Below are 17293 nucleotides of genomic sequence, written 5' to 3'. Positions count from 1 at the left end.
GTCACACTCGTGGCATGGCCGACTGGGTGCTGCACGTGGACATGGATCAGTTCATCGCGGCCGTCGAGGTGCTGCGCCGCCCCGAGCTCGCGGGGCTGCCCGTCATCGTGGGCGGGCGCGGAGATCCGACGGAGCGCGCGGTGGTGTCGACCGCGTCGTACGAGGCTCGCGCCTTCGGCATCGGCTCGGGCATGCCGCTCAAGATCGCGGCGAGGAAAGCTCCCGACGATGCCGTGTTCCTGCCCGTCGACCATGAGGCCTACGAGTCGGCGTCGACCGAGGTCATGTCCGCGCTGAGGGCGCTGCCGGGAGTGGTCGTGGAGATCATCGGTTGGGACGAGTGCTTCCTCGGCATCGCGACGGAGGACCCGGAGCACGTCGCGCGAGACGCGCAGTCCGCGGTCCTCGAGGCGACGGGGCTGCACTGCTCGGTCGGGATCGGCGACAACAAGGTGCGCGCGAAGATCGCCACCGAGTTCGGCAAGCCTCGCGGGATGTTCCGCCTCACGGCCGAGAACTGGTTCGAGGTCATGGGGGAGAAGCCCACGCGTGACCTGTGGGGCGTGGGGCCGAAGGTGCAGAAGCGTCTCGCGGGTCTCGGCGTCGAGACCGTGCAGGAGCTCGCCGATGCGGGTCGCGACGCACTGGTCGCGGAGTTCGGTCCGCGCATGGGCGTCTGGTACCGCGATCTCGGTGCCGGGATCGGACCCGCGACGGTCGACGACACTCCGTGGATCGCCCGCAGCCACAGCCGCGAGACGACCTTCCAGCAGAACCTCACCACGGCCGAGCAGGTCGAGGACGCGCTGCGCGACCTGGCGGGTCACGCGTTCGACGACTGCGCCGCGGAGGGGAGAGCCGTGGTAAGAGTGCACCTCAAGGTGCGGTATGCGCCGTTCGAGACGAAGACGTTCGGGCGCACGCTCGCGGTGCCCACGGAGCGCCGTGACGACGTGATCGACGCGGCCGTCGCTCTCGGCCGCACGCTCGACGCCGAACGCGAGGTGCGCCTGCTCGGGGTCCGCGCCGAGATGACCATGCCCGACGGCGGCGATATGGCCGAACGCACCCCGGTGCGCGGACGAATCTGAGCACCGGGCGCCGCGTCACTCACGCAGCACGGCGGCGATCGCACTGACCTCGATCATCGCGCCGGGAACGGCGGGACTGGCGACCAGGCCCGCCGGCTGGAGGAGTTCGATGTCCATGCGCGGAGTCTGCACCGGGGGTCGGACATCCCCGGCGCAGACTCCGTGTCGGCGGGCTCAGAACTTCAGCAGCACCTTGCCGACGCGTCCGGCGGTGTCGCTCGCGCGCACGGCATCCGAGATGTCGGCCGCGTCGAACACCGCCGACACGGGCAGCGTGAGGGTGCCGTCGGTCAGGCGCTGGATCAGCTCGCCGAACAGGGCACCGCGCGTCGCGGCATCCAGCGAGGGGATCACCTTGCTGCCCCAGAAGCCCTTCACGACCGCCTGCTTGAAGATGACGTCCGATGAGGCGATCTCCATGACCGGCGACTGCATCGCGCCGAAGGCCACGAGCGTGCCACCCTCGCCGAGCAGCGACAGGACGTCGCCCGCGGACGAGCCGCCCACCGAGTCGACGCCGTGGGCGATATGCGCGCCGCCGGTGATCTCGGCGACGCGGTCGCGCCAGCCCTCGGCATCCGTCGCGACGACGTTCTCGATGCCCTGCGCGCGCAGCTCATCGACTCCGCCCGCTCGGCGGACGAGTCCGAGCACGTTGATGCCGCGCGCGGCACCGAGCTGCGCGAGCATCCGTCCGACCGCGCCGTTGGCTGCGTTCTGCACGATCCAGTCGCCCTCCTTCGCTCCCAGGAACTCGAGGAGGGCGATGGTGCTGAAGGGCATCGACACGAGCTGCGAGGCGCTCTCGTCGTCGATCGCGTCCGAGACGGGGATGAGCCCGGCGGCGTTCGCCACGACGTACTCCGCCCACGCGCCGAAGGTGCCTCCGGTCGCGACGCGCTGACCGACGCTCAGGCCGTCGACGCCCTCGCCGAGCGCGTCGACGATGCCGAGCGCCTCGGTGCCGGATGCGGCGGGGAGATCCGGCACGAAACCGTACGTGCCGCGGACCGTCCAGAGATCGTGGTTGTGGATCGGCGACAGGACGATGCGCAGGCGGACCTGGCCCGGTCCGGGCTCTGGCAGGGGGCGATCCTCGACGGCGAGGACCTCCTCGGGGGCGCCGAAGGCGTGATGGATGAGTGCGCGCATGGGTGTTCTCCTCGTGGGTTCCGGTTCGATGCGGTGTCGGTCGGGGGTGACGGGTCAGTCGTCCGCGACCGTGATCGTGACCTCGATGTTGCCGCGGGTCGCGTTCGAGTAGGGGCAGACCTGGTGGGCGGCGTCCGCGAGCGCCTGGGCCTCGTCGTGCGGCAGGTCCGGGATCACGACCTCGAGCTCGACAGCCAGGCCGAAGCCTCCCTGCCCGTTCGAGCCGATGTGCACGCGCGCTCCGACGGAGGTGTCGGCGATAGCGACCTTCTGCGTGCGGGCGACGGCTTGCAGGGCCGAGTGGAAGCAGGCGGCGTAGCCGGCCGCGAAGAGCTGCTCGGGGTTCGCGCCGTCTCCGCTGCCACCCATGGCCTTCGGGATCGCGAGGTCGAACGCGAGACTTCCGTCCGCGGTGACGACGCGGCCGTCGCGGCCGGCGCCGGTGGCGAGTGCTTCTGCGGTGTACAGGGCTTCCATCGTGAGGATTCCTTCCGGTGGTGCGGTCGGCGACCGCGGGTGGTCAGGAGGTGCGGGGGTCAGGAGGTGCGGGTGACCGGGGCGGGGTCGTCGGAGGCGGCGACCGTGTGCAGCAGTGTCGTGAGCTCTCGCAGCTCGGCGATCAGGCGCAGGCGGTCGGCATCGTCCGCCATGCCGGCGAGCGCGGCCACGCGGGCATGCACGGGCGCGACCTCGGAGCGCAGGGCGACACCGGCGTCCGTGAGCTGCACGATCACGACGCGCTCGTCGCCGGCACGCCGGGCGCGGGTGACGTAGCCGGCCTGCTCGAGCCGACGCACGAGCGGGGAGAGCGTGCCGGAGTCGAGCTGCATCGCCTCGCCGAGTGCGCCGATGCTCTGCTCTCCCTCGTTCCACAGGATCGCGAGGACGAGGTACTGAGGGTAGGTGAGTCCCCAGGGGCTCAGCAGCGAACGGTACGCCTGCGTGGTCGCGCGGGCGGCGGAGTAGAGCGAGAAGCACACCATCTCATCGGTCACGGCCATGACAAGTATTGTGCACAACATAGTTGTGCATCACCTGAACGTGGCGATCCGAGACGCGGATCAGCGGCGCAGGCGCGCGCGGGTCTTCGAGACCCCGGAGAGCGTCGCGCGAACCGGAGTGCCGATGTAGAGGCCCAGCGAGGCTCCGGAGGCGAGCCCGATCCCGATCACGGCGGCGCCGACGAGCGAGCCACCCGCCCCCACCACGCCGCTCGTCGTGCCGCCCGCGTGCACCATCTCGAGCAGCCCCTGGAAGACCGCGACGCCCGGCACGAGCGGTACGATCGCCGCCGTCGTCACCGCGACGGACGGCACGTGCAGATTGTGCGCGATCAGCACGCCGACGAAGCTCGCGAGCAGGGCGCCGATCGCGCTCGCAGCCGCAGGGTGCACGTTCACCGTCACAGCCCCCGTGTAACCGGCGATCGTGATGGCGCTGAGCAACGCGCTCACGAGGATGATCCTGAGCCCTGCGCCGTTGAAGACCGCGACGGCGACCGCGATGATGATCGCGCCCGCGAACACGCCCAGCAGCGGCCCGAACGGCGCAGGGTCGTCGGGAAGGTCCATCGTGAACCCGAGCAGCCCGCCGAGCTCCAGGCCGACGAGGATGCCGATCACGACTCCGAGAGTCTGCATCGTGAGGTCGAGGATGCGGCCGCCCGCGGTGAGCGCGAAGCCGTCGATCGCGTCCTGCGCCGCGCCGACGACGGTGAGTCCCGCGAGCATGAGCACGATTCCCGAGGCGACGATGATGGACGGGCGGATGCCGACGAAGGGCTCGATCCCCGCCGAGCCCAGCGCCGAGACAGCGACGGCGACGATCGTCGTCACGAACCCTCCCGCGATCTGGCTGAAGAACAGCGGCACCTGGATGCGTGCGAGGCCCGCCTGGGTCAGCGCCGCGCCGAGCGCGGCGAGGAAGGTCAGCCCGACGATCACCGGGGAGGCGCCGAGCAGGATGCTGACGCCGACCGCGAGCATCGCGCGCGCGACGATCACGACCGGCTGCTGGTAGCGGAACGGCATCCGTCTGATCGCTCGGAACGAGGTGCGGGCCGATTCCAGGTCCAGGCCGTCGTCGATGTCGGCGACGAGCGCCTGCACGCGCTGCAGCTTGGCATGGTCGGGGGCGGCGACGCGGACCACGCGCACGAGCGTCTCCGGCCAGGCTTCGCCGCTCAGGTGGAACGACACCGTGATCGAGTTGTAGGTGACGTCGACCTGCACTCCGCGCAATCCGTAGGCCTCGCTCACCCGGACGATCGCGAGAGTGACCTCGTGCGCCGAGGCGCCGACCGCGAACATCGCCTCGCCGATCCGAGTGGCGAGGTCGAGCACCCGTGGCACGGTGCGCTCATCGATGATCGGCATCATCTCGGTGTGCGCGACGCTCGACGGGTCGGTGTGCAGGATCCGTCGCATGGAGTCGAGCAGTCGCCGGCGCGGGTTCGAGGGCATGCCTCCATTCTTCCCCTCGACCCCGAGTGCGCGTGCGACCGCGCGGGCGCGGCTCGGATCCGGGCCGGTACCGTCGCCGGGGTTGCGCGTGGTGTAATCGGTCAATGCTGTTCGCCCATGACAATATGCCCGGCGTCCACCTGTCGGCTGCTCTCGTGAACGCCGCGGCAGCCGGGATCGGGCGACCGGCGCTGGAGGCGATCCTTGCCGATCACGACATCCGACGTCCGCAGCTCACCGGAGAGCAGGGAGAGCTTCTCATCGAGTGGTCGACGCGGTTGCGTGCCGTCTTCGCAGCGGAGGACCCGGATGCGCGCACGGTCGCGGTGAACGCGCTGCTCACCGTCGGCACGACAGGCGTCTACCTCACGACCCACGATGGACGCCGCCCGCATCTGCACTTCACCCCGGAGGACGACGACATCGTCGGTCGGGTGCGCGCGGTCACTGCCGGAGGCCTGGCGATCTTCGCGGTCGAGTCGGAGGGGGAGCGCTTGGGCACCTGCGCGCGGGCGGGGTGCCGCGCGGTCTTCGTCGACACGAGCAGGAACGGTCGGCGGCGCTACTGCTCCGCACGCTGCGGCAACTACGACGCCGTGCATCGGCATCGGGGCAGAACCTGAGGGTCGCGAACTGTCATGGTTGAAAGGCTCTGACTCCTTGCAGGACTCTCAGTGAGTGCCTCTCGCCCTCACCGCCATCCTGCCCGTCGTCGTCCTGCTCGTGATCGGTTGGATCCTGCGCCACCGGGCGCCGCTCGACCCCTCGTTCTGGCGCGGTCTGGAGTGGATGAGCTACCGGGTCTTCACACCCGCATTGTTCGTGACCTCGATCGGCCGGGCCGACCTCGGAGCCGTGCCGATCGGGCCGCTGGCGGTCGCGCTGACGATACCCGTGCTGCTCGTGCTCGGCATCCTGCTCGGCGCCGCGCGACTCCTGCGCATCACCGGTGCCCGCCTCACCTCGCTCGTGCAGGGGTCCGTGCGCGTGAACACCTATCTGGGGTTGATGTTCGCGACCGCCCTGCACGGCGAGGAGGGAATCGCGACCTATGCGATCGCGAGCGCGGTCATGGTGCCGCTCGTCAACGTGGTCTGCGTCTCGGCCCTCGCCCGGTGGGGCGACGGCGTCGAAGAGACCCGTCCGCGATTCGGACGCGAGCTCGTCACCAACCCGCTGATCCAAGGATGCGTGATCGGGATCGTCGTGAACGTCTCGGGGCTCCGGCTCGACGGGCCCGTCGCGACCGTGCTCGATCTGCTCGCGGCACCGGCGCTCGTGACGGGGACTCTCATCGCCGGTGCGGCACTCACACTCGCGTTCCGGCGGCGGGATCTGCTCGATATCGGCATCGCGGTGCTGCTGAAGCTCCTCGTGCTGCCGGCGCTCGCGGTGCTCGTCGCCGCAGCCCTCGGGATCGAGGACGTGGTCCTCTCCGCGGTCGTGGTCATCGCCGCCGTGCCCACGGCCCCGTCCGCCTACGTGCTCGCGCGACGGATGGGCGGCGATCACCGGCTCATGGCGTCGATCACGGGGGTGCAGACGGTCGCGGCACTCGTGACCGTGCCGCTCGCGCTCGCAGTGCTCGAGGTCGTCACGACGCGGTGACGGCGGCCTCCGCGACCGCGGCCGGATCGACCGTGCTCGGCCATCCGTCAGGGCCCGCTGTGCCCGCCGGATAATCCTGCAACGGCACCGTCCCCGCGGCCCAGGCGTCGCGGAGCGGCTGCAGGATGCGCCAGCAGTCCTCGGCCTCGTCCGCCCGCACCGAGAGCGTCACGTCGCCGTCGAGCAGCTCGTCGAGCACCTCCTCGTAGGAGCGCTGCTGGCCCTGTCCCATCTCCGCCACGAGATCCTCCTCGCGGAGGTCGAAGGGCTCGTCGCCGCTCGTCACGTGGACGCCGAGCGTCATCCGGTCGGGCCCGAGCGCGAACGTGAGCCGCCCGCCGTCGCGCGGCGCGTGCGAGAGACCGGCGGGGAGGTGTCGCACCGGACGGAACGTGACCACGACCTCGGAGCGCTTCGCGGGCAGTGCCTTGCCGGAGCGCAGCACGAAGGGCACGCCGGCCCATCGTTCGTTCGCGACCTCGAACACGACCTCGGCGAGCGTCTCGGTTCCGCGGTCGGGATCCACACCCTCCTCGTCGACGTAGGAGGGGATGTCCTTACCGTCGACGGTGCCGGCCGTGTAGCGGGCGCGATGCGACGCGGTCTCCGGCGCATCCCTCCACACATGAGTCGCTCGCAGGGCCGCGGCTTTCGCGTCGCGCAGGTCGCGCTCGCCGAGCGTCGCCGGCGGTTCCATCGCCACGAGCCCCAGCACTTGCAGCAGATGGCTCTGGATCATGTCGATCATCGCCCCCGCATGGTCGTAGTACCCCGCGCGGTTCTCCAGTGCGAGCGACTCGTCGAAGCGGATCAGCACGGACTCGATGTGCTCGGCCGACCACACCGGATCCCACATGCGGTTCGCGAGGCGCAGTCCGAGGAGGTTCAGGATCATCGAGCGTCCCAGGAAATGGTCGACCCGGAAGATCCGGTCCTCCGGCACCAGCGCGGTCAGCGCGGCGTTCAGCGAGCGGGCGCTCGCCGCGTCGTCGCCGAAGGGCTTCTCCATGGCGAGCACGAGGTCGTCCGGCAGATCCACGCCGCGCAGCGCCTCGACGGCCTTGCGCGTGATCGCAGGCGGCAGCGCGAAGTAGAGCACGGTACCGGGGCCGACCGTCGCGAGGAGCGCGCCGAGAGCCGCGGGGTCGGTCACATCGGCAGCGGTGTAGTCGCGGATCGTCACCTGGCCTGCGGCGGCCGTGCCGACGGCCTCGGTCACGGTGGTGCGCCAGCGCTCCTCGTCCCATTCGTCGCGGCCGGCACCGCGGACGTTCACCGTGCGGTCGGGGGTGCGGGCGAGCAGTGCGCCGAGCGAGGGGAGGAGCAGACGGGAGGTGAGGTCTCCCGACGCTCCGAGGATGAGCAGGGTCCGTGACGAACTGGTCATGCCGTCGAGGGTATGCATTCGCCGAGTACCTGCGCCACCCCGTGGTCGCGGAGGGCGAAGTCATGGCACACTGCGGATGGTGACCGCACGGATCGAGGACTACGCCCTGCTCAGCGACTGCCGCACGGCGGCGCTCGTCTCGACGGCGGGGAGCATCGACTGGCTGTGTCTGCCGCGACTCGACTCCGCCTCGGTGTTCGCAGCGCTCCTCGGCGACGAGCATCACGGCCGCTGGCTGCTGCGCCCGATCGACGCGGATGCCGTGAGCACACGTCGCTACGAGGGCGATACGTTCGTGCTCGTGACCCGGTGGACGAGTGGTGACGCGGTCGCCGAGGTGCACGACGTCATGCCCGTCGGCGCGGGCGCGGACGCGGAGGCCTCGGCGCTGCGCACCGACGTGGTGCGCCGCATCGTCGGCATCCGGGGCGAGATGACCTTCGCGCAGCACCTCACGCTCCGCTTCGACTATGCGCGGGCGATGCCATGGGTCCGCCAGACCGGCACCGATGACGAGCCGTGTCTCGTCGCGATGGCCGGTCCGGACGCGCTCGCGATCCGTGGCGCGCATCTGGAGCCGAACGATCACGAGCACACCGGTGAGGTCTCGATCCGCGAGGGGGAGACGCGCGACCTGCACCTCACGTGGTTCCCCTCGCACCGGGACATGCCCGCGCTGCTCGACGCGGACGTCGCGTTCGCCGAGACCGCCGAGTGGTGGCGGGAGTGGGCGGGCAGGATCGCGCACTCCGGTCCGCATCACGCCGAGGTGGTGCGATCGCTGCTGATCCTCCGGGCGCTGTCGAACCGCGAGACCGGTGGCATCGCGGCCGCGGCGACCATGGGGCTGCCCGAGGACATCGGCGGGGAGCGCAACTGGGACTACCGGTACGTGTGGCTGCGAGATGCGGCTCTCACTCTGGAGGCGCTCGTCGACCACGGGTTCCTGAGTCTGGCCGACAGCTGGCGCACGTGGCTGCTGCGCGCCGTGGCGGGCGATCCCGCCGATCTGCAGATCATGTACGGTCCGGCGGGGGAGCGCGACATCACCGAGCGGGAGCTGCCGCAGCTTCCCGGGTTCGAGGGTTCGCGTCCCGTGCGACTGGGCAACGGGGCGGCGACGCAGTACCAGGCCGATGTGGTGGGCGAGGTGATCGTGACCCTGTCGGCGGCGAGGGCCGCGGGGGTACGCGAATCCGAGTTCTCCTGGGCGTTGGAGAGGCAGCTGCTGCGGTTCACCGCCGAGCAGATCGAGCGGCCGGACCAGGGCCTGTGGGAGATCCGCGGGGAGCCGCGCTACTTCACGCACTCGCGGGTGATGATCTGGGCGGCGTTCGACCGCGGTGTGCGGGCAGTCGAGGAGGATGGACTCGACGGCCCGGTGGAGAGATGGAGCGGCCTGCGCGACCGGATGCGCAGGGAGATCGACGAGAAGGGGGTGCGCGACGGGCACTTCGTGCAGCACGCCGACACCGACGAGGTCGACGCCTCCCTGCTGCTGCTCCCGCAGGTGGGCTACTGCCGCCCGGACGACCCGCGGATGCTCGCGACGGTCGAGCGGATCGAGCAGACACTCGTGAGAGACGGGCTCGTGTATCGGTACCGCACCGAGACCGGCGTCGACGGGCTTTCGGGTTCGGAGGGAGCGTTCCTCGCCTGCTCGTTCTGGCTCGTCGAGCAGTACGCATGCACGGGGCGCCTCGACGAGGCCGAGGCGCTGATGGACCGGCTGTGCGGCCTCGCGAACGACGTGGGGATGCTGTCGGAGGAGTACGATCCGGGCGCCGGGCGTCAACTGGGCAACACTCCGCAGGCGTTCTCGCACCTCGCGCTCGTGCGGGCAGCGGATGCGCTGGCACGCAGGGCCCACCGGCCCCGGGGGTGAGGGCGGCGGCGTAGGTCTGCGTGCGGGGGAGCTCGGGCACGCCGGCGGCGTGGCCCGGTCACCGATAGCCACCGTATACCCCATAGGGGTATACTCCGTGTGTCGATGTCTGCTGTGCGGACGAGGAGGTGAGTGGATGCTGATCGGGATCGCTCGGTGCGCGCACGGTCGGTGCGGCCTCGCGCGTACCATGGTCGTGGCCGTGACTGTCGCGCTCGGCATCATCGTCGGACTCCTGGCGATGCACACGATGAACACCCACGCCGCACCATCCGCGCACGGCGGAGATGTCGTCGTCGCGAACGCTCCGGCGGAGTCGCATCACGAGCGCGCCGCACCAGCCATGACCTCGGCCGACGGACACGCCGCGGACTCCGCGGACTCCGCGGACGGTGCATCCCGCCCGGACCGCACGGAAGGTCACAGGATGGCCTGGATGGCGTGCGTGCTCGCGCTCCTGGTCGGGGTCTTGCTGCTCGTGCGCGCTGCCGCGTGGTGGCGCTCGCCCGGCCGTGGGTCATGCGTCCAGCGCCCCTTGGCATGGTCAGCGGTTTCGAGTCGTCCGCTCCGTCCGCCTTCTCTGACCGAACTCCGCATCAGTCGCACGTGAGGGATGGGACGCCCGACCCGTGGGCGTCGCATCCGCGCTCGGTGATCCCGCCGGGTACCATCGTCGACTCTTGGAGAACCATCATGAAGAACCGTGCTGTGGCGACCACCGCCATCACTCTCGCCGCCATGCTCGCCCTCACCGGGTGTGCCGGCCCCACGTCGGGCGGCGGTATGCCCGGTATGAATCACGGGAGCAGCAGCTCCGCCCCGGCATCCGCCGACGCCAACGACGCCGACATCATGTTCGCCGGCATGATGAAGGAACACCACGCGCAGGCGATCGATATGTCCGACATCCTCCTGAGCAAAGAGGGCGTCGACGAGCGAGTCGTCGCCCTCGCGGAGGAGATCAAGGCCGCTCAGGCGCCAGAGATCCAGAAGATGGAACAGTGGCTCGAGGAATGGGGCGCTGACACGTCCGGCATGGAGGGCATGGAGCATGGCGACGGCATGATGTCTGACGAAGACATGCAGGCTCTCGAAGAGGCATCAGGCGCAGATGCGGGCAGGTTGTTCCTCCAGCAGATGATCCAGCACCACGACGGCGCCGTCGAGATGGCGCAGAAGCAGATCGACGACGGTCGGAACGGCGACGCCATCGCTCTCGCGGGGGCGATCATCGACGCGCAAACACGCGAGATCGCCAGGATGGAAGAGATCCTCGCGTCTCTGTGACTCCGCGGGTGGGGCGCTGCCAGACGGTGGGGCCCCACCCATCGCTCTCGATGTCTCTGATTCCATTGCAACGAGATCGAGCAGTGACACGGAATTCAGCCGTCCGGGTGCGGCCCAAAAGGCCAGGCGATGTGCGCAGGCCTGGGAGTCGAGGGCTCGGTGGCAGATGCCGAGGAACGCGAAAGGGCCGTCTGATCCAGACGGCCCTTCTCGTGTGTCTTGTGCCCCCGACAGGAGTCGAACCTGCGACCTACGGTACCGGAAACCGGCGCTCTATCCACTGAGCTACGGAGGCGTACCGAACGACGATATCACTGCTGAGGGGTGGTCTCCGACCCGGCCTCGGTCGCGGGCGCGTCGCCCAGTCGAGCCAGTGCGTCGGCGACCTTCTGCGCCAGGTAGCGGTGTCCGTCCGTGGAGGGGTGCTTGCGTCCGATCTCGACGTCGATGACCGAGAGGTAGTTCTGGTCGGTGATCCAGTTCTCGGTGAGGGGGGAGATGTACCACCAGCCGCGTGCGGCGGCGAGCTCCGACAGATCGGCGTCGATGCGCGCGGTCGCGTCGCCGACGGGGAGTTCGTGCGGGGCGGGACCGAGGATCACGATCGTCGCGTCCGGGTACTTCGCGGCCATGGCGTCCCACGCGGCGTTCACGGCGTCCCGGTAGCCCGCGATGCCCTGGGCGCGGTCGTTGATCGATCCCTGCATGATGACGAGGTCGGGGGAGAGCTCGGGGTCCAGCGCCGCGATGCGCTCTCCGAATGTCGGGCCGTCGATGCCGGGCTTGAGATAGCCGCTGCCCCTCACGCCGTTCACGATCGTCTCGCCGTCGAGCAGTCCTGCGAGCACGTAGGCGTACCCCTCCGTCGGGACGGTGGCGGCCGATCCGTACGTCCAGGAGTCGCCGAACACGAGGACCGTCGGATGCTCGGGCAGGGCGAGCGGCGCGGGGGCGATCGCGGCCACGTCCTCGCCTGCCGCGGCGGCGCCGACGGGGTCTGTGGTAGGGGTTCCGACCCAGGGGCGCCACACACCGAGGACGACCGCAGCGAGCGCGAGGGTCACGGCGATCACGACGCCTGCGAGAGGCAGACGGCGGCGGGTGGCGGCGGGAAGCATGGCATGACTGTAGATCACGTTCGGCCCTGCGCAAATTCCGCATCGCGACGCGCCGTAAACTGGTCAGTCTATGAATCCTGAAACGCTCGCCCAAGCCCTCCTCGCCGTCCTCGCCCCGATCGCCGAGGAACGACGTCCGGGCGAGCCTCTCGCGCTCGCCTCATCGGACATCGTGTTCGAGCGTCCGCGCAACCGCGAGCACGGCGACTGGGCGTCGAACATCGCGATGCGCCTCGCGAAGCAGCTCGGCACGAACCCCCGCGAGCTCGCGCAGCAGATCGCCGACGGACTCGCGCAGGTCGACGGCGTCGACACCGCCGAGGTCGCGGGACCGGGCTTCATCAACATCCGCCTGGATGCCGCCGCCGCAGGCGCTCTCGCGAAGGTCATCGTCGATGCGGGTGAGGCCTACGGTTCGAACGACTCTCAGGCCGGCCAGACCGTCAACATCGAGTTCGTGAGCGCGAACCCGACCGGGCCGCTGCACATCGGCCACACCCGCTGGGCTGCGCTCGGCGATGCGATCGCGCGCGTGCTGGCCGCATCGGGGGCGACCGTGGCCCGCGAGTACTACATCAACGACGCGGGCGTGCAGATGGAGCGCTTCGCGCACTCCGTGCTCGCTGCTGCGAAGGGCGAGCCGACGCCCGAGGGCGGCTATGCCGGCAGCTACATCGGCGACCTCGCGACGCGGGTGCTCGCGGCACGCCCTGATCTGCTGAACCTCCCGGACGAGGAGCAGCTGCTCGTGACGCGCGAGCTCGCCTACGGGTTCCAGCTCGCCGAGCAGAAGGAATCGCTGGCGAAGTTCAACGTCGAGTTCGACGTCTGGTTCTCGGAGCGCGTGCTGCACGCGGAGGACGAGAACGGCGTGAGCCTCGTGGACCAGGCCGTCGACCGGCTGCGCGAGCAGGGGCACGTCTTCGACCAGGACGGCGCCGTCTGGGTGCGCACGACCGACTTCGGCGACGACAAGGACCGCGTGATCCGCCGCTCGAACGGCGAGTACACGTACTTCGCCGCCGACGCCGCGTACTACCTCAACAAGGGCGACCGCGGCTTCGAGTACAAGCTCTACCTGCTCGGCGCGGACCACCACGGGTACGTGCACCGTCTCAAGGCCATCGCGGGCGCCGCGGGTGAGGACCCGGAGAAGAACGTCGAGGTGCTGATCGGTCAGCTCGTCTCGGTCGGCGGGGCGCGTCTCAGTAAGCGTGCCGGCAACATCATCGAGATGGACGACCTGCGCGAGTGGCTCGGCACGGATGCGTTGCGGTACTCGCTCGAGCGCTCTCCCGCGGACTCGCCGCTGGCGCTCGACCCCGAGCTGCTCCAGAAGCCCTCGAATGACAACCCGGTCCACTACGTGCAGTACGCCCACGCGCGCACGCACAACGTGGCCCGCAACGCCGCCGACTCCGGCGTCGACCGCTCGGAGTTCGCTCCGGAGACGCTGACGCACGAGACCGAGGCGGCGCTGCTCGGCGCCCTGCAGGAGTTCCCGCGCGTCGTCGCGTTCGCCGCGGAGGTGCGCGAGCCGCACCGCGTGGCACGCTACCTGGAGGAGCTCGCGGGTCTGTACCACCGCTGGTACGACAACTGCCGGGTGATCCCGCTGGGCGACGAGCCCGTGCAGAGCGTGCACCGCACGCGCCTGTGGCTCAACGACGCCACCGGTCAGGTGCTCCGCAACGGCCTGCACCTGCTGGGTGTGTCCGCGCCCGAGCGCAAGTAGTCGCGTTATCCGATCGGTCCGATATCCAGACCGATACGACAGGATGTCAATATGAGCGACGACAACCACACGCTGCCGTACCCCGCCGCCGACACCCAGCACCCGACGCTCGTGATCCCCGGCGAGAGGGACGGAGCGGATGCCGCCGCGCCCACGCGTCGTCGCAAGCGGTGGCCCTGGGTGCTCCTCATCGTCGTGGTGGTGCTCGCGCTGCTCGCGGTGGCGGCGGAGGCCGTCGCGCGCTCGGTGGTGCCCGGTGTGGTCCGCTCGATCGTGATCGATCAGCTCGACCTGCCCGCCGACCAGCAGCTCGACGTCGAGGCCGAGGGCATCCTGATCCCGCAGCTGATCGGCGGGCGCCTCGACAGCCTGCACCTCGCGACGGACTCGGTGACGCTCGAGGGAATCACGGGAGCGGTCGATGTGACCGCGACGGGCGTCCCGCTGCAGGGCGGCGACCTGGGAGGGGCGGTGGGGACCATCCGCATCGACGAGTCCCAGTTCACGGACATCCTCGCGAAGACGGACCTCCCGATCGACACCGTCACGCTCGAGGCGCCCAACGCCACGGTCGCGGGTTCCGTCGCCGTGCTCGGCATCCCGATCCCGATCTCCCTGACCGTGACCCCCGGTGTCGCCGAGGGCGACCTGGAACTCACCCCGGTCGCGCTGACGGTCGGCGGGCTCGAGATCGGCGCCGACCAGGTCGGCTCGTCGCTCGGTTCTCTGGGGGCGCAGCTCACCGACACCCAGCGCATCTGCATCAAGGACCAGCTTCCCGCCGGGATCCTCATCACCGGAGTGACGATCGACGGCAGCGAGGCGGTCATCGACGTGGACGTCGACGGGGCGATCGCGACCGATGCGAGCCTGCTCGAGAAGGGCGTCTGCGCACAGGGCTGAGCGAGCGCTCCACTCAGGCGTCGTCGGCCGGAGTCTTGAGCCCGGCGTCCGTCTGAGCCTTGCGCAGGGCCGCAGTGGCCAGGGCGACCTCCTCCTCGGCGCGCTGCACACGGCGCTGCTCGAAGGTGGTCGCACCGAAACGGGCGCGCACGCGATCGGCGCGCTCCTGCTCGGACGTCACGATGAACGCGCACGCGATCAGGATCACCTGCGTCGACAGCTGCAGCCAGATGAGCAGCGCCAGCAGCGAGGCGAACGACGCCAGCAGCGGGTTGCTCGTCGCGCCACCGACGAACAGGCTCGACAGCTCCTGCAGCACGAGAAGCCCCACGCCGCCGATCAGCGCACCCGTCCACAGCGAGCGCCCCGAGGCGCGGGCGCCCGAGAGCACCCGGAAGATGGCGGCGACCAGCGCCGTATCGAGCACCAGCACGACCAGCAGCGAGACGATGCGGATGCCCCAGGTGGCGGCGGGGGAGTCCTCGGAGAAGCCGAACAGCCCGCTGAGCCACGTGACGCCGAGGCGTCCGACGAAGGTCACTGCGGCCGCTGCGACGAAAGCCGCGCCGATCCCGATCGCAAGGGCGAGGTTTCGGAGCATGACCCAGATGAACAGGATGTCGTCCTGCGCGGTCCCCGCGATCACGCGGACGGCCGTCCGCAGCGATCCGATCGCCGCGAGTGCGGAACCAGCGAGCGCCACAGCACCCACGATCCCGGCGATCGAGAGCGACAGCGGGGCGCGCAGGTCGTCGGGATCGATGACCCCGCCCTCGCCGATGAGCCCGGGCACGACCGACTGCACCGCGTCGATGATCGCGCGCCACGCGTCGGGGTTGCCGGCGAGCCAGAGAGCCGCGATCGAGAAGCCGAGCAGCACGCCCGCGAACACGCTGAACAAGGCACGGTAGGTGACGCTGTCGGCGAGCATCGCGCCACGTCGCTCCGAGTACAGCAGGAACGCGCGCACGGCACGGCGTTGCAGAGCCCAGCGGATCGCCGCCGCGGACACGCGCGGGATGAGGCCGGGCCGGGTGGGCTCCTCGGAGGTCTTCTCACTGCTCGTCACGCCCCCACCCTACGAGTCGGAGCGCGCGGGCGCAGGGGGTTGACGCGGGGTGTCACCATGACGGATGCGGCATGGGCGGTGCCCTAGAATCGGGTCAACTCGCTGTGCCCCTCCGGCCCGAGACCCGCTCCACGATTGGTGATCCTTGCATTCCCCTGCCGACTCGCTCGCCCCGGACTGGCTCGTCGTACCCGATGACGCGAACGATCTGCCGACCTCGGTGTGGCCCGCCTCCGCCGTGCGCGACGCCGAGGGGACGCTGACCCTCGCCGGCATCCCGGCGACGACGCTCGCGCAGCACTACGGCACCCCGCTGCTCGTGCTCGACGAGGACGAGGTCCGCACCAGGGCGCGCGCATTCCGCACGGCGTTCGACGAGGCGGCGGCGGAGCACGGGACGACCGCCCAGGTCTATTACGCCGGCAAGGCGTTCCTCAGCACCGTGGTCGCGCGCTGGGTCATCGACGAGGGTCTCCGCATCGACGTCTGCACCGGTGGCGAGCTCGAAGTCGCGCTCGCAGCCGGCGTGGCACCGGCATCCCTGGGGTTCCACGGCAACAACAAATCCGTCGCGGAGCTCGAACGCGCGGTCGGCGTCGGCATCGGCACGATCATCGTGGACAGCGCGATCGAGATCGAGCGGCTCGCAGCGATCACCTCTCGAACAGGCGCCGTGCAGCGCGTGCTCGTGCGCGTCATCAGCGGCGTGCACGCCGAGACGCACGACTTCCTCGCCACCGCTCACGAGGATCAGAAGTTTGGATTCCCCCTGGCGGATGCCGAGGCAGCCGTCGCCCGCATCCGGGAGATCCCCGGTCTGGACTTCGCCGGACTGCACTGCCACATCGGCTCGCAGATCTTCGGGGTCGCGGGCTTCCGGGAGTCGGCATCCCGTGTCCTGGAGCTGCACGCCGCTCTGCTGGACGGCGGCCCGGTGCCGCAGCTCAACCTCGGCGGCGGCTTCGGCATCGCCTACACGAGCGTCGACGACCCCACGCCGATCGAGACCCTCGCGGGCGAGATCGTCGCGGCAGTGGCCGAGGGCTGCGCGGCGCGGGGCATCGCCGTCCCCGCGCTCTCGTTCGAGCCGGGGCGCGCGATCGTGGGCACGGCCGGCGTGACCCTGTACGAGGTCGGCACCACGAAGGACGTCGAGCTCGAGTCCGGAGCCGTCCGCCGGTACCTCAGCGTCGACGGAGGCATGAGCGACAACGCGCGCACGGCCCTGTACGGCGCCCAGTTCTCGGCGCGCCTGGCGTCCCGTGTCGGCGTCGGCGCCCCGCAGCTCAGCCGCGTCGTGGGCAAGCACTGCGAGTCCGGCGACATCGTCGTCGACCACGAGTACCTGCCGGATGACGTCGCACCGGGCGACCTCCTCGCCGTGCCGGCGACCGGCGCGTACTGCGCGTCCCTCGCGAGCAACTACAACCACGTCCCGCGTCCGCCGATCGTCGCGGTCCGCGACGGCCGGTCGACCGTGATCGTCCGAGGCGAGACCATCGCCGATGTCCTGTCCCGCGATGCCGGGGTCCCCGCGGTGGAGTCGGCGCAGGGCTGATCGCCCGGCCGATCCGCCCGGAAAGCACCACCCGTCCC

At 70.3% G+C, this 17293-nt stretch carries 16 protein-coding genes and 1 tRNA gene; 9 read left to right on the top strand and 8 right to left on the bottom strand.

Going from position 1 to position 17293, the window contains the following annotated elements; translation table 11 throughout:
* The first annotated feature begins 14 nt into the window (after positions 1–14).
* The gene (locus tag AKH00_RS03525) at positions 15–1091 is read left to right on the top strand and encodes a DNA polymerase IV (protein ID WP_200903789.1); all 1077 of its coding nucleotides are present in this window, start codon (positions 15–17) and stop codon (positions 1089–1091) included.
* 174 nt (positions 1092–1265) lie between these two features.
* Here the strand turns inward: AKH00_RS03525 and AKH00_RS03520 are convergent, their stop codons facing one another.
* Genes AKH00_RS03520 through AKH00_RS03505 form a run of 4 tightly spaced genes read right to left on the bottom strand, consistent with a single transcriptional unit; the run spans position 1266 to position 4705 of the window.
* Positions 1266–2243 carry a zinc-binding dehydrogenase gene (locus AKH00_RS03520; RefSeq protein WP_050721304.1) on the bottom strand — a complete coding sequence of 326 codons (978 nt, stop codon included), beginning with the start codon at positions 2241–2243 and terminating at the stop codon, positions 1266–1268.
* 54 nt (positions 2244–2297) lie between these two features.
* On the bottom strand, positions 2298–2720 hold the full coding sequence (locus AKH00_RS03515) for an organic hydroperoxide resistance protein (RefSeq protein WP_050721303.1): 423 nt from the start codon (positions 2718–2720) through the stop codon (positions 2298–2300).
* A gap of 59 nt (positions 2721–2779) precedes the next feature.
* On the bottom strand, positions 2780–3244 hold the full coding sequence (locus AKH00_RS03510) for a MarR family winged helix-turn-helix transcriptional regulator (protein WP_200903788.1): 465 nt from the start codon (positions 3242–3244) through the stop codon (positions 2780–2782).
* A 60-nt stretch (positions 3245–3304) separates the two neighbouring features.
* On the bottom strand, positions 3305–4705 hold the full coding sequence (locus tag AKH00_RS03505; protein ID WP_050722018.1) for a threonine/serine ThrE exporter family protein: 1401 nt from the start codon (positions 4703–4705) through the stop codon (positions 3305–3307).
* A gap of 125 nt (positions 4706–4830) precedes the next feature.
* On the opposite strand from AKH00_RS03505, the gene AKH00_RS03500 reads away from it, so the two are divergent.
* A complete protein-coding gene (locus tag AKH00_RS03500; RefSeq protein ID WP_235556674.1) occupies positions 4831–5328 on the top strand; it encodes a CGNR zinc finger domain-containing protein in 498 nt (165 codons plus the stop codon).
* Positions 5329–5383: 55 nt separating this feature from the next.
* Positions 5384–6313, top strand: a complete 930-nt coding sequence (locus AKH00_RS03495; RefSeq protein ID WP_050721301.1) for an AEC family transporter — start codon at positions 5384–5386, stop codon at positions 6311–6313.
* On the opposite strand, the gene AKH00_RS03490 is transcribed toward AKH00_RS03495, so the two are convergent.
* Complete coding sequence (locus tag AKH00_RS03490; protein WP_050722017.1) at positions 6300–7700, bottom strand: glucose-6-phosphate dehydrogenase; 1401 nt, start codon at positions 7698–7700, stop codon at positions 6300–6302. The two genes, AKH00_RS03495 and AKH00_RS03490, sit on opposite strands and share 14 nt — an antisense overlap.
* Positions 7701–7776: 76 nt before the next feature.
* On the opposite strand from AKH00_RS03490, the gene AKH00_RS03485 reads away from it, so the two are divergent.
* From AKH00_RS03485 to AKH00_RS03475, 3 genes are all read left to right on the top strand, one after another.
* Complete coding sequence (locus tag AKH00_RS03485) at positions 7777–9585, top strand: glycoside hydrolase family 15 protein (RefSeq protein ID WP_050721300.1); 1809 nt, start codon at positions 7777–7779, stop codon at positions 9583–9585.
* A complete protein-coding gene (locus tag AKH00_RS18480; protein ID WP_442922367.1) occupies positions 9548–10195 on the top strand; it encodes a DUF6153 family protein in 648 nt (215 codons plus the stop codon). The genes AKH00_RS03485 and AKH00_RS18480 overlap by 38 nt, the downstream gene beginning before the upstream one ends.
* Positions 10196–10278: 83 nt before the next feature.
* Positions 10279–10872 carry a DUF305 domain-containing protein gene (locus AKH00_RS03475; RefSeq protein ID WP_050721298.1) on the top strand — a complete coding sequence of 198 codons (594 nt, stop codon included), beginning with the start codon at positions 10279–10281 and terminating at the stop codon, positions 10870–10872.
* 222 nt (positions 10873–11094) lie between these two features.
* On the opposite strand, the gene AKH00_RS03470 is transcribed toward AKH00_RS03475, so the two are convergent.
* Positions 11095–11167 (bottom strand) — tRNA-Arg (locus tag AKH00_RS03470).
* A 16-nt stretch (positions 11168–11183) separates the two neighbouring features.
* Entirely contained in the window at positions 11184–11990 is an 807-nt protein-coding gene (locus tag AKH00_RS03465; protein WP_082297375.1) for an SGNH/GDSL hydrolase family protein, read from the bottom strand.
* Between the two features lie 70 nt (positions 11991–12060).
* Here AKH00_RS03465 and argS point away from each other — a divergent pair, with 70 nt between their 5' ends.
* Both argS and AKH00_RS03455 read left to right on the top strand, forming a co-directional pair.
* Complete coding sequence (gene argS / locus AKH00_RS03460) at positions 12061–13725, top strand: arginine--tRNA ligase (protein ID WP_050721296.1); 1665 nt, start codon at positions 12061–12063, stop codon at positions 13723–13725.
* Positions 13726–13776: 51 nt separating this feature from the next.
* Positions 13777–14628 (top strand): LmeA family phospholipid-binding protein, encoded by an 852-nt coding sequence (locus AKH00_RS03455; RefSeq protein WP_050721295.1) that lies wholly within the window; start codon positions 13777–13779, stop codon positions 14626–14628.
* A gap of 13 nt (positions 14629–14641) precedes the next feature.
* Here the strand turns inward: AKH00_RS03455 and AKH00_RS03450 are convergent, their stop codons facing one another.
* On the bottom strand, positions 14642–15697 hold the full coding sequence (locus tag AKH00_RS03450) for a YihY/virulence factor BrkB family protein (protein ID WP_200903786.1): 1056 nt from the start codon (positions 15695–15697) through the stop codon (positions 14642–14644).
* Between the two features lie 145 nt (positions 15698–15842).
* Here AKH00_RS03450 and lysA point away from each other — a divergent pair, with 145 nt between their 5' ends.
* Positions 15843–17255 (top strand): diaminopimelate decarboxylase, encoded by a 1413-nt coding sequence (gene lysA / locus AKH00_RS03445; protein ID WP_050721294.1) that lies wholly within the window; start codon positions 15843–15845, stop codon positions 17253–17255.
* Positions 17256–17293 lie beyond the last annotated feature (38 nt).

It is taken from the genome of Microbacterium sp. GCS4 (assembly GCF_001262495.1).
Classification (GTDB): Bacteria; Actinomycetota; Actinomycetes; order Actinomycetales; family Microbacteriaceae; genus Microbacterium.
The sequence above is the reverse complement of the archived record's forward strand: the minus strand, read 5'-3'. Positions and strand labels throughout refer to the sequence as shown.